This is a genomic window from Romboutsia lituseburensis, assembly GCF_024723825.1.
Lineage (GTDB): Bacteria > Bacillota > Clostridia > Peptostreptococcales > Peptostreptococcaceae > Romboutsia_F > Romboutsia_F lituseburensis_A.
Map to the genome: position 1 here is coordinate 620,368 of NZ_JANQBQ010000001.1, position 13,994 is coordinate 634,361.

Consider the following 13,994-nt stretch of genomic DNA (forward strand, 5'->3'; position numbering starts at 1 on the left):
TAAATTCATGTCCTATATTCATTGTATTTATATTTTATTTTATGCCACATTTCTAAATTAGAATTTCTGTAAGGTTGAATTCGAGAATCTATCTATTTTAAGTAAAATTACTTTTAAATATTATTTTCAACTATATTCTTAAGAGTCTCTAATGTCTTTACTTCATCATAAAGGCTTACTGCATATACCCTTATCTTCTTATTCTTATTATGCTCTAGATACCAAGACTCTAAATACTCACTACTACAATCACTGCTACTAGGATATAACAAAATAGCACTTTTTACATCTTCATATCTAGTTAAATAAGCATACATCTGATAAAAATCATCTCTCTTTACACCATGCCTATTTAAACTTCCATCAATCTTTTTCCACTTAGTGTCTATAATTAACTTTTCCTTACCTTCAACCTCTATAACGATATCTGGCTGAAGTAAAAATATATCTCTATCAGTTTTTTCATTCTTAAGTAGTTTATACTTACTATGCTGAGAATGAACTTCGTATTTATCTAAATTTAGCCTAAGCAAATTAGTTATATATCTTTCATAAACATCATTCATTTCAAATAATATAGCAAAAGACTTATCATCACCTTTATTTCCAATAGATGAATATCCATTTAAAAGCATCTTAGCTAATAATAAACTTGGCTCAAATCTAGAATTTAGCCTACTAAACTTATAATCTAATAATTTCTTATTATTTATATCAATATATGATACTTCAGAAAATATAACATTTATATGACTTAGAATCTTTAAAGTTTCCGAGTTTTTTACATTTTTTATAGTCTTTCTTATACAAGTGTTAAATATCTGATTTAATGTATTATCTATAGAAAATTCTTCAAACCTACAAAATACATCACTACTACATCTAGATATATTTTTAATATGTTCTTTAACTAATAAACTTCCCTTTAGAGCCTTGCTATTTTCTTCTACATTAATATACTCTAAGTATGGTCCTCTTGTTAATTGACTTTGAAGAGTTTTAGCAAATATTAAGGCCAGTATTTCATTTAAGTCCATTTTATACACACTTAACATTCCTAAATTTGAATAATTAAAATTTATTATCCCACTTTTACTTAACATATTAAGTAATGATTTTCTACTACCTTCATGATCACTGCTATTTATATTTACTTTAGGTAATATCTCTATAGATACCGTAGATAACTTTATAAAACCAACATAATTTATAAATAATACATCATCTCTTGACCATATAATATTTCTATTATCTAGCTTTTGTCTTTCTATGTATCGATTTAACTCATCAGCTTCTTTAACACTTATGGATCTATTAGATCCTCCATTTGTAATTTTAAGCTTATCATAACACTCATAAATAGTTATATGCCTCATAAAACTATTCTCCATCTAATGTATTTGTATTATCTAAAGCTTCATCTTTTATATCATCATATATTCTTATGAAAGCTTCTCTACTAGGCTTTTCTACTACACTATATTTAACTTGATCTGGATACATAAAAGTTTGATTCGTTTTAAATAAACTACTTGCTTTAATAGTTGTTTTATTTAGTAAATAATCATTATTTTTAATTTTACCGCTACCACCTAAAACCATTTCTATTTTTTCAAAATCATCATAGAAATACTCTTGAAGTAGAGGAATAATCTTATTTTTCATAATAGATACGAGGTCTTCAAAAGTTAAATTCTCTTTTATAAAATATGCATGTCCTATTGTATGATCTCTATCAAGTAAAAACTCAATTCTATCATTTATAGTTTTTAATAACTTAGACACGTTTATTCCTTCTACATCTTTTGAAAGTAATTCTTCATTAGGCATATACTCTACAAAATCAAACCTTCTTCTAAGTGCAGTATCAAGTAATGCTATTGATCTATCCGCTGTATTCATCGTTCCTATTATGTATAAATTATTTGGCACACCAAAAGATTCATTAGAATATGGAAGAGTTACTTTTAATTCATTTCTCTCACCGATTCTTTTATCTTCTTCTATAAGCGTTATAAACTCTCCAAATATTTTAGATATATTACCCCTGTTTATTTCATCTATTATAAGTACGTAATTTTTAGCTTTATTTTCTATGGGCTTTTCTGATATAAGCTCTTTTATATTATCAAACTTTAAATCTTCATTGTAGAACGTATATATTGATTGTTGAGAAAATACTTTATCCTTTAGTATTCTTTTTACATCTATTGCTTCTCCGTTATAAAGCCATTCTACTTTTCTAAAATGATTATATCTAATTTCTGTATTAGAATCGTAGTAATAGTCCCCTGTAATTTTACCTATAGCTCTTGCTTTGTGGTTTCCTTGTGATATTATTACTAAATCACCTTCTTGGATTATATGTTTGAATCTATTTATAGCATTTATATCAAAACTATTGTCACTAGATTCTGGAAATTTTTCTTTAAATATTTGCTTTATAGATTCTCTATCATTACAATTTGAGTAATCTATATTTTCTCCCCATCCTAGAGATATACAATTGTTTTTTATACAGTATTCATATATGTTATCTTCTTTGCTGCTAGTATCACCTAAAGACATTTTGTGTACTGATATTTGATTTTGGTCAAATTCATATTTTGGTAGCTCTGTCTGAGCTTTTACTGATGCACTTTCACATAATTGTTTAAATATACCATCCTTAGGCTCAAATCCTCCATTACGATCACTTCTTAGGCCTTCTACAAAGTCTTCGTATGAATATGATTGATGGAATGTACAAAATCCAATAAGTCCATCTTCTTTTAGTTTGTTAAATGCTTTAACTACTTCGTCTCTCTTTAAAGGATTATCTATGATATCTTTGTATTTTTCACGGTCTATTATCTCTAAAGCTTTGTTGCAAACATTATAAGTTTTTCCTGTACCTGGAGGACCATATAATATTGTATTTTTTGATATCTGATTATTTCTGCTACTCACTTTTGCATCCTCCTCCTCTTTTGTATCTACAATATAATCTTCTGGTAGATTATTTGATTTATCAGACCAAGAACAATGAGACATCTCAATAAAATTCTTAAATTTATAATTACCACTCTCAACAAGCCTTTTACACTCATTTGATATAGCTATATACTGCTCACCATTTGGAACATGTCCTTTTTCAATATTTGGGAATATTAATTTTACTGAATTCAAATTATTTTTCTCATTACAAATAAATGTTCTGTTTTGTTCATCAAGATTAATATATCTATAAGGTCTTATCCAAAATAATCCCATACTTAACTTCCATTTTACACCCTTTTGTGCTATGGTTTTGTCGTAGTAATTAATTAAATTTACTTCATCTTCATCATTTGGATTTTCATCATATTTGATTGCATATTCAAATACTTTCCATAAGTTATCAATATCCTCTTCTTTTCTATATCCCTCAAATTTATAAAAAGTTGAAGACATATTATTAAGTACAGGTATACCTGAAAAATCAGTTGGCACTTCTAAATTTATATTTAGAAGCTTTGCAAATTCAGTTATAATAATAGTTCTATTTTCATCTTTTATACCTTTATTAAACAATCCAAAAACAGTAAAAGGATCTATGTCTACAATATTATTGTCTTTTTCAAGTGTTGGTAATTTAATATTAACATTGTCATAAACCTTTCTAATAATTGTAATTAGATCTTTTCTATTATTTTTATATTGTAGTATTTTATTTGCAAACTCTTGATAAAAATCTCCCCATATTTTGTAGCTTATGTCCTCCATTACAATATCTCCTCTATAGTTATTTGTTAATCTTCTTTAAGTATAATTATATCATCAAATATCAAATTTCTATATCTCTGATCTCAAATACTAATAATGATTATAATATTTTCTTTTTATTGTCATTGTACATAAGTAAATTTATTAAATAAATAACTTCTAGGGCTAAATTGTTGTCAAATAAATCAAATATATTATTGTTATCACTACGCTTTGGAGTAGCTGTAATACCTAGTGTAAATTTAGGCGTAAAATAGTTAAGTACATTTAAATAAGTATTACTAGCAGCGTTGTGAGCTTCATCTATCATTTGGTGTTATTGTTTTTAGATTTTCAAATATAAGATTGTTAGTTTTATTTATACTTTTAAGTTGCTTTATAAAATCTTCTTATTTTATCTAGTGCTTTTGGGTCTGTGAAGTTTAGGTATGTTGATGTTATTATTTTAGTACGCACTTTTCTTCTAGTTGTTTTAGTGTGCCTAGTAGTAGTTGCAGTCCGCTAAAATTTATAAAGGCTACGCTGAAATAGAATGATTTACATTCTTTTAAGCTTTTTTGTAGTTCATTTAGCAGGTTTTGGTTTTGTGTGTTTGTTATCAGTTTATTTGAATTTATCATTTGATTTTTCCTTGGGTTTTTAAGTAAAAATATTTTACTCCTATTAAAATTTTATATTATTTTTAGGTATTAGAAAAGCCCCCTAAAACTTTTAGAGAGCTCATTAGATGTAGGTTAGAAAATAATTTAAATAAAAGATCTGCGTCTAAATTTTTAGGTATTTCTGAAAAAAATTATAGCCTCTTGGAAGATAGCTTACTTATGAGTATATAAACTTATTCTATAGTTAAATCTAACTTAATAAAATCTAAATTAATTAGCATAATATTTTTTATACATATCTTATTATTCTACGCTATATCTATTTTAGGTTTCCATTTATAATAATACTTCAAATTTTGAAAAAATTTAATTATATTTAATTTGCTTTTTCTAAATCCAAATCACTATTCCATTCTTTCTTATAATTACATTTAAATTTAGATGTTATTTTTCTACCTATAAAATCACACTTACCATTATTTTCATTATACTCATAAGTTATTAATACATATTCCTTAGCTTTAGAAACATACTCTGGTAGCTTTTGTTTAAGAATTATAGAGGCCTCACTTTTATCTTTTTCATTTACTGACCCCAATATCTGTATTAAATGTAATTTTTTTCTTTTCTTATCTTTTTTAACATCTTTATATCTATTTTCTCTCATAACAAAATATAATCTTTTATCATGGATATTATATATAACTATCTGGTTCCAATACCCCCTTTTAACTAATAATGTTTTATAAATCTCTTCTTTAAAATTTTCTTCTATATTAGTATTTATAAAATCCCACCTCATACCTGGGTCACCATTTCTAGTCGTTAAATTATAATGTTTATGAAATTCTATCATATCTTTATCATATACTTTTTTTACACTTTTTGTTATAAGCTGTATGTCAAGTTGCATTTTATCCATATTTTAGCCCCCCTATTAATTTTAGTATATTTATTATATTAAGATTGAGGTAAATATGTTACTTGTACATATAACTTTAAGCAATATTGTAAGTATTATCCAAAACTCTTCTAATTCTATTAATTTCTATGCCTTTCTAAAATAATATATATTTTATATCATTAATATTTATAATAAATTCTTTAATCTCAAAATTGGTTATCAAAATAGATATGTATATTATGACAAAGTTAAATATGTTTCTAATAGATATTATAATTATTCCTAACAATAAACTCCTAGTATATGTGTTTATTATAAAAAGATGTATGATACTAAACTTAGCCACATCTCTTAATTGTTCTATTCTTAATATTACAATATTACTCTACATATATGCTAAGTAACTATCTAATTACATTTCCTATTACTAATTTTTTCATCAATAAGTTTTAAATTTATCTCTTCCCAATAATTTATATATACAAGTTTAATTCCATATTTATCACTTAATTGTTTTTTTAATTTATCTCTTTCTACAGTTTTTCTATAGCCTTCTTCTCCACCAAAAAATTCTACAGCCTCAAAGTGTTGCTTACCTTGATATTCTATAGCTATATTTAACCCTGATATAAATACATCATAAGACATTTGACCTCCAGTAGGACCTTTTAAAAAGAACGGTCTATGCTGATAAATAACATTATAGTCTTTGTATAGTTTTTTAGTTAAATTATATACCAACTCTTCTGAAATCCACTTATTAATAGGTTTTAGATATGTACTTTTTTCTTTATGTGTATATTCATCTTTGTAGGCTCTTTCAAGTATCTTATCAGCATACCTCCATACATTATCTTTTTCCCTAAAATATTTACTTAAGTAAAAATACCTAAAATGATTTTCTAATCTATATTTTCTAGTTTTCCCTTTCCATAACTCAAATGCTTTTTCAAATTTCAAATTACCTTGGCGAATATCCCCAAGGCTATTATAAGCACCTTGTTTTAGAATTTTTTTACATCTTGAATTTATATAAGTATGAGGATTTTGAGTAGTGTAAGCCACTCCATATTCTATATTTCCATTCACATCTTCTATTTCTAGTACTATGAAATTATACTTTATACCTTCCCATGATTTATATCTCTCTTTTAATTTAGCTTCTGGAACTAATTCATTTATTTTTTCAACAAATGTTTTCTCCTCTTGACACCAATATGCTCTAGAATATCCTTTAAATTTTGTATAAGTAACATCTAAACCAAGATAATTTATTCCTGTAAATGATTCCATATCACGAATAAAACCTCTATGATTATATTTAAATCCTAAATTATTGTAGGTTAACTCCTCTATAAATAAAATATAATAATCTTTACCTTTTTCTGGCATATCCATAAATTCGCAATCTTTAGTCCACCCATATTTTTCTTTTACATTTTCACAAACACAAAAGTCTTCTTTTTGTATTCCTATATATAAAGCTAAACTATCTTCCAATATAACTACCTTTTCAAACTCATTAATATTATAAGTTTCAGTAGAATATTTATATAAATTCTTTTCAAATTCATTACGTATATACTTTACGGTTCTTAATGTTAAATGTAACATAGATCCCCCTTAGTTATTAACTATTTTTATCTCTTCTTTAAAATCAAGACTACAAATTTCACAAAATATAATATAAAAATATTATGGTATTCTTTATATTTTAAAGAGAGTAGAATTTTCTACTCTCTTGTTATTTTATAATATTTTCTTATAATTCTCCATTAAATGCTCTTTGCATAAGTGAATTAAAGTTATTTTGTAGCTCTTCTAAACTACTTTGCATTTCAAATTTCAATTTGTCTACTTGTTTGAAGAATATAGCAAACTCATTTTGTACTTCAATTGGCGGAAATATAAACTCTAATTCTGATAATTGACTTTTGCTTAAGATTCCTTTTAATGCCATATTAATTGTACTTTGTATATATGCTTGTGATAAATTAAATTGTTCAAACATAAAGAATACATTATTATCTAATGTTTCTATTCCATTTATTTGTTGATTAAATGATACCATTCTGTCTGCTATAGCGACATTACCAATACATTTAAGACTTCCTGCTATACAGGTCATTAAAATACTATTTGCTTCAACACTTCTCCCTACCTTTAATCCTTCTTCAGATAAGTATTCTTTTGCCGTAGTTAAATAAGTACCAGCATTTGTTATATTATCTGACTTAATCCATTCTATGTAATCACCATAATACTCATCTACTTTTCTTGATGGAGTGTTACCTGTAACAATATTACACTCATCAGCTAATTTTCTTTTCTCCCATCCCTTAGGATTTATCACTGGGTCACCAAACATCTCGATAAATCTTGATTTAACTAACTCATCAAGCAACCTATTACATTCTTCCCTCTTAGAAATAGCACCTTCAGCTCTTTCTAAAATAGAAACAATTCTTTCTTGTTCTTCCAAAGGTGGTACCTTTAAAATAATTTTTTCTGCAGCTCCTTTTGTAAGCTTTAGTCTTGTACTTCCAGTTACATACTTCATTACATTATAAAAACTTAAAGCCTTACATAAGTATTTTGTTGTTATAATACCTTTATTAGCTCTTAATACATGTGCATGATTATTAACCCAGGATTTTCCTTCTATCATATATGCAATAGGTTTCTCTTTAGACCCAAAATGGCCTCCATCCTCTGCTAATAATACAAGTTCTTCATCAAATATATAAGAATCTATACTACCTTGAATACCATTAGCACCGTAATAAGGATATGGTCCTGGAACTCTATTCTGTTCTTTTACTGGTTTTCTTAATCCATCTAAAAAAGTTGTACATTCTTTTAATGTATACTCTTTCCATCCTTGTGGTAACTTCTTACTCATGTCCATTCACCATCTTCTTTAAAGCCTTAATATCCTCTAAAATACTCATCTCAAGCTTCTCAAGCTTCTCCATAATCACCTCAGAAGCTTCATAAACAACTTCCTCATACTCAATTTCTTTATACTTGTTAATACTTAAATCATAGCCATTATCAACAATCTCACTCTTATCAACAAAGAACCACTTATCTTCCTTAGTCGGCTCAAGTTCCTTATCATCCATACACTTTCTAAAACTATCTATAATATCAGGTATATCATTAGCTTCTATCTCATTTCTCTTATCATCTAAGCTATATCCATCAGCTTGCATATCATAAAACCAAACCTTGTCAGTTTGTCCACCCTTAGTAAATATAAGTATACCAGTAGACACCCCAGCATAAGGTTTAAACACACCACTAGGCATAGATATAACTGCTCTTAACTCACACTCTTCAATAATCTTTTTTCTAACATCTTTATGAGCTTTAGATGAACCAAATAGCACACCATCTGGAACTATTACAGCACCTCTACCACCCATATCAAGTATTCTATCTATAAGTGCTAAGAATAATAATTCAGTCTTTTTAGTTTTAACAACACTTCTTAAACTCTTGTTTATATCACCTTCGTCTATACTTCCCTTAAACGGAGGATTCGCTAGTACTAATGAATATTTATCTTCTTCATCATATTGACTAGATAGTGCATCAACTTGAGTTATTTGAGGATTTTCTATACCATGAAGCATTAAGTTCATAGCTGCTATTCTAAACATAGATGGGTCAAATTCAGTAGCATTAAACATCTTATTTTTATAATGCTCCCATCCATCACTATCTATCATATCCCCTATCTTATCGTGAAGTATTCCTTCTTCATCAGTAAATACACTATCCTTATCAGTATACTTTCTTAATATATACTCACTAGCACTTACTAAAAATCCTGCCGTACCACAAGATGGGTCTGTAATTACGTCTCTTATATCTGGATCCATAAGCTCCACCATCATATTTATTATATGTCTTGGTGTTCTAAACTGACCATTTACACCTGCTGTTGCTAGTTTTGATAATAGATATTCATATAAATCACCGTTTGTATCATTATCATCTAAGTTTATAGAGCTTATTAGTTGAACTGCTTCATATAATAAACTTGGCTTTTGTATTAAAAACACAGCATCTTTCATTTGATCTGCAAATATACTATTATCATCTGAATATGATTTTAAAAATGGGAATACTTTATCTTGCATATTTTTAAAACTAGCTTCAGAATCATAATGAACAAACTCCGACCATCTTAAATTATCACTATTTAAGTTAAGTCTATTTACTTCACTTTCATCCATAGCTTGTATGTATTTTTCAAATACTGTAGTATATGGCTTTTTTATTCTTTTTGCTTTCTTTTCTTTTGATATTTCCGCATCATCTAATTTTTTTATAAATAATAGATATGATATTTGCTCTACAACAGTTAGGGGATTTGATATTCCTCCTGACCAAAAGCTATCCCATAATCTATCTATTTTACTTTTTATTTCTGAATTAAGCATTATTTCCCTCTTTCTACTTCTTTATGTTTATTTTTTCACCATTGTATTATCTACTAAGTCAATTACTATATTTGCACTTTTTAAAAAGTCCAAACCTAATAATCCATTTACTCTTTCCTCTGGATCAATTTCTCCAAAGTCTATTCTTATATTATCTACACATATATCTTTACAAGAAACTTTATCTATTAGCTTTCTTACTGAATAACCTATTGTTCCACCATATCCAGATGCTCTTACAATAGTATCATCTTCACTAAATCCAACATTCATCTCTTCTAAGTATTCAGGTATTATTATTGTATGTGATGCTCCAGTATCAACTATAACATCTTTTACTATTATAGTTTTACCTTCGTGACTTAGTTCTAAGTCTGTATATAAAAGACCATTTTTAAACTCTATTTTTTGCATTTTACATACCTCTTCTGATTCCTATATTTCTGACCACATCTATTATAAAGTTTTCATTTTTAGTACTATATACTACTTGCTTATTTTTACATTTTATAAATTCTCTCATAGCCTCTTTATCATCACTTATAGCTTTTATAACGGCTACTTCATCTACATATTCTTTTTCACCTACTATATGAGATTCTAAGATTTCAAGCTTAACAAACTTATTAGGATATAAGTTTCTTACTTCTTCCCATTTCATAATATCACCTCAATTTTTTATTTTAAGCAATATGTATTAAGCATATATATCATCTTCTTCTGCTTTATATGGTTCTATTAAATCAAATACTTCATCACAAAGTTTTTCATTAAATATTCCATCTATACCATCTTTACTTAGTGTTGTATATTTTCCTTCATATAATGATGCAAATGATATTCCTCTGTTTTTTAGTATATCATCTTTTATCATTTTAATCATATTCATTTGCTTTACGTTCATTTTAGAGTGATGTGTATTTATAAATTCATCAAATTTAGTATTTAATTCTTCTTCATCTACTCCTACAAATTTTCTAATTATACCTATAACATCTTCCTTGCTTACATGAGCTTTTTTTGATAATTCATCTAAACTAAATTCTATTTTACCAGTATTAAATATATCATAGATAGAGTCTAGTTCTTTAGTTGTTATTTCTTTACCTTTTCTTATCTTTTGAATAACTAGATTCATATTCATTTCTTCTTCTAAAGATTTTTTTACTCTTTCTATATAAGCGTCAACATTTACTTGTCCATAATTATCACTTGTTTCTATATCTTTTACTAACATAGTACTATCTTTTATATCTATCTCTACAAATGTCTTAGAATTTTTAGACTTATATTTCATTAAATCTCTTAAAAGTAATCTTATTTCTTCTAGCTCTTTGTAGTTTAGACTTCCCCACTTTTCTATTTTGAGAAGCTCTTTTACATAATCACGAACTCCATTAAATTGATTCATAGTCGTATTAAGCCTAGATAAATCTCCTACAACTTTTGATACATGAGTAATTATTTTAGGATCCTCATTTATTTTTAATATCTGCATTTTATACATTGAGTTATCAAATAGTATAGCATCTCTATGTTCACTTACATCTACCCAGCTCATTAGTGGAGCTATATTTTTCATCAATTTATCTATTAAGTTTTTATCTATATTTGCCCATACTTTATCGGGTTTTAATGATTCTATAAGTTTTTTATTTTTTCTTATTTCTACTGATTTTTCTGGTAGAGAGTCTATATCTTCTCTTATTAGATTTACTATGTTATTTACTTCTTCTTCTAAACTTTCAGATTTTAATATTTCTAAAAGTTTTACTCTACTTTCAAATCTAGTTTGAAGTGATGATTTAGCTTCTCTTGGAACTATACCTTCTGGTTTTTCTTCAAAGAACTCAAAGTTTTGCCAATGGTCAAATATATAAAATTCTTCTTTATCTTCACCATCACCAAATAGATCTGGGCAAAGTCTTGTTCCTCTACCTATCATTTGTAAAAACTTAACTTTTGAATATATTGGCTTAGCAAATACTAAATTTACTACTTCTGGAACGTCTACTCCTGTATCTAGCATATCTACTGATATTGCAATTTTAGGTCTTTGTTCTTCTTTAAATCTTTTAAGTACATCATCTTTATTTTTTATATCTGAATGTATTATAGCTGCTAAATCACCATTATATTGAGGATACATTTCATCAAATAGTTTTAAAAGTAATGTTGCATGATTTTTATTTTTAGCAAATACTATAGTTTTACCTATTTCATCTTTTACTTTAATTCCATTTTCCATTAAGTTTTGTAGTATTTTTCTATTTGTATCTTTGTTACTTACAAATTCCTCTAAAGCATTTTTATCAAAATCTATTTGTTCCTCATCTAGTCCATTTTCTTCTAAATCTCTTTTTTGATCTTCATTTAAATTATTCCATCTTATACCTTTTCTTAAAAACTCCGTTGAAGCATCTTTAGCTCTATATTTTAATAGATACTGTGGTCTGTGATTTACAGCTTCTTCGTATGAATAAGAAAATGTCGGGTCTTTATCACCACAATCAAAGCATGTAAATGTATTTCTATTTATAAATCCTACTGGTGTTGCTGTAAGTCCTACTATATAAGCATCAAAGTAATTTACGATATCTTTATATACTTTATATATACTTCTATGGGCTTCGTCACATATTATAAGGTCAAAGAAACCTACACTAAATTCATGGTAATAATTTATCATTGTTTGATAAGTTGAGAAGTATAATACTGATTCTCTATCTTGTGATGTTTTTGATGTTATTCTCATTTGTGGGGTATTTGGCATAAATGTTTTGAAACTACTTTTATCTCTACTTGCTTGTTTCACTAGCTCATCTCTATCAGCTAAAAATAATACTCTTTTTACATGATTAGCTTCTATCATACCTTTTACTAGAGATATTGCTGTTCTCGTTTTACCACATCCTGTTGCCATTACTACTAGAGATTTTCTATGCCCTTTTTCAAACTTTTCATATACACTTTTTATACCTTCTATTTGGTAGCTTCTACCACTTATATTTGTATCTATTTCAATACTACTAAGAAGTCTTTTGTTTTTATGTTTAAACATTTCATACTCTAAGTCTTCTAAGGTATAAAATCCCCATACAAGTCTTGGAGCACTATATTTATCATCCCACATATACGTTTCGTATCCATTTGTGAAGTATATTATAGGTCTTATACCAGTTTGTGCTTCTATACCATCTGCATAAGATTTAGCTTGTTGTTGACCTACATATGGATCTACCATAGTTCTTTTAGCTTCTACTACTGCTATAGGGTTTTCTTTTTTGTCTAGTAATACATAATCAGCAAATCCTACTTTACCATTTTCACCTTTGTAGTTTTCTATTTTATATTCTTTAACTACTTTACTACCACAAACTTCCCACCCTGCTTGTTCAAGCAGTACATCTATTAGTTTTTTTCTAGTTTGAACTTCATTTAAGTCAAGCTCATCTTCTACTTTTTTAAGTTCTATATAATTACTTATTATAGAAGTTTCCTTTAACTCTTCTTTTACTTCTTCTATCTCTTTTTTATTATCTTCTTCTATTTCTTCAACTTCTTTTTTGTAGTCATCTATCTTATAAACTTTTTTAGACCCTGATTTTGGCATTTTAAATTTGAGTGGAAGTATAGACTTGTCCTTAGTTGCATTTATATAAAACCAAGCACTTATTTTTACCATTGCAATTAAAGCTTCTTTAGCTTTATCTTTATCATCCATAGCTTCATGCATTGCTTTATTACCATGAAGTCTCACTATATTAAACCAATCTGGTATAGATTGATTGATGTTTACTGTTCTTAGCTTTTTTATTTTATCATCTTGAGTTGCAAATCTATCTATTTCTATTTTTAAAGCTGCTAATACTAAATCTATTAATTGTTCCCCTAGTATTCTAGTCTTTAGCATAGAAGCATTTGGATCGGTTACTATATATGTTTCTGCTTGCATTCCTAATTTTTTTAGATTCGACCATCTATCTAAAAAATAAAAATTTGACATTTTTTAAATTCTCCCCTTTTTATTTTATAATATTTCAATTTATGATATTTACATAAATATTATTATATCATCTACATGTACTTTATAGTTAAAATATATTGATTAAACTCTCTAGTTTATATTTTAATGAGCTTGATTTTCAGATCAAATTTATTAACTTTACTTCGACAAATAAATTATGAACGTAAAAAAAATTAGTTATGAACTTTAAAACTATTTTAGTTATAAATTAGCCTATTTTTTGCAACTAAAAGAGTTGACGCATGAATAACATCTTCACGCTCCAA

10 protein-coding genes are annotated in these 13,994 nt (G+C 26.9%); all 10 read right to left on the reverse strand.

The window, feature by feature from the left end; all coding sequences use genetic code 11:
* Window positions 1–113 precede the first annotated feature (113 nt).
* The 10 genes from NWE74_RS03045 to NWE74_RS03090 all read right to left on the reverse strand — a co-directional run bounded on the left by NWE74_RS03045 (window position 114) and on the right by NWE74_RS03090 (window position 13,707).
* On the reverse strand, window positions 114–1,376 hold the full coding sequence (locus NWE74_RS03045) for an McrC family protein (RefSeq protein ID WP_258241768.1): 1,263 nt from the start codon (window positions 1,374–1,376) through the stop codon (window positions 114–116).
* A gap of 4 nt (window positions 1,377–1,380) precedes the next feature.
* Window positions 1,381–3,744, reverse strand: coding sequence for an AAA family ATPase (locus NWE74_RS03050; RefSeq protein ID WP_309137269.1), 2,364 nt, complete (start codon window positions 3,742–3,744; stop codon window positions 1,381–1,383).
* Between the two features lie 100 nt (window positions 3,745–3,844).
* Window positions 3,845–4,054 carry a DEAD/DEAH box helicase family protein gene (locus NWE74_RS03055; RefSeq protein ID WP_258241769.1) on the reverse strand — a complete coding sequence of 70 codons (210 nt, stop codon included), beginning with the start codon at window positions 4,052–4,054 and terminating at the stop codon, window positions 3,845–3,847.
* Between the two features lie 668 nt (window positions 4,055–4,722).
* Complete coding sequence (locus NWE74_RS03060) at window positions 4,723–5,268, reverse strand: DUF5986 family protein (RefSeq protein ID WP_258241770.1); 546 nt, start codon at window positions 5,266–5,268, stop codon at window positions 4,723–4,725.
* A gap of 390 nt (window positions 5,269–5,658) precedes the next feature.
* On the reverse strand, window positions 5,659–6,864 hold the full coding sequence (locus tag NWE74_RS03065; RefSeq protein ID WP_258241771.1) for a hypothetical protein: 1,206 nt from the start codon (window positions 6,862–6,864) through the stop codon (window positions 5,659–5,661).
* A gap of 148 nt (window positions 6,865–7,012) precedes the next feature.
* On the reverse strand, window positions 7,013–8,152 hold the full coding sequence (locus NWE74_RS03070) for a restriction endonuclease subunit S (protein ID WP_258241772.1): 1,140 nt from the start codon (window positions 8,150–8,152) through the stop codon (window positions 7,013–7,015).
* Window positions 8,145–9,701 carry a type I restriction-modification system subunit M gene (locus NWE74_RS03075; RefSeq protein ID WP_258241773.1) on the reverse strand — a complete coding sequence of 519 codons (1,557 nt, stop codon included), beginning with the start codon at window positions 9,699–9,701 and terminating at the stop codon, window positions 8,145–8,147. Before NWE74_RS03075 ends, NWE74_RS03070 begins: the two co-directional genes overlap by 8 nt.
* A 27-nt stretch (window positions 9,702–9,728) precedes the next feature.
* Window positions 9,729–10,115 carry a retropepsin-like domain-containing protein gene (locus NWE74_RS03080; protein WP_258241774.1) on the reverse strand — a complete coding sequence of 129 codons (387 nt, stop codon included), beginning with the start codon at window positions 10,113–10,115 and terminating at the stop codon, window positions 9,729–9,731.
* A 1-nt stretch (window position 10,116) separates the two neighbouring features.
* Window positions 10,117–10,362 (reverse strand): hypothetical protein, encoded by a 246-nt coding sequence (locus NWE74_RS03085; RefSeq protein ID WP_258241775.1) that lies wholly within the window; start codon window positions 10,360–10,362, stop codon window positions 10,117–10,119.
* Window positions 10,363–10,398: 36 nt separating this feature from the next.
* On the reverse strand, window positions 10,399–13,707 hold the full coding sequence (locus NWE74_RS03090; protein ID WP_258241776.1) for a DEAD/DEAH box helicase family protein: 3,309 nt from the start codon (window positions 13,705–13,707) through the stop codon (window positions 10,399–10,401).
* Window positions 13,708–13,994 lie beyond the last annotated feature (287 nt).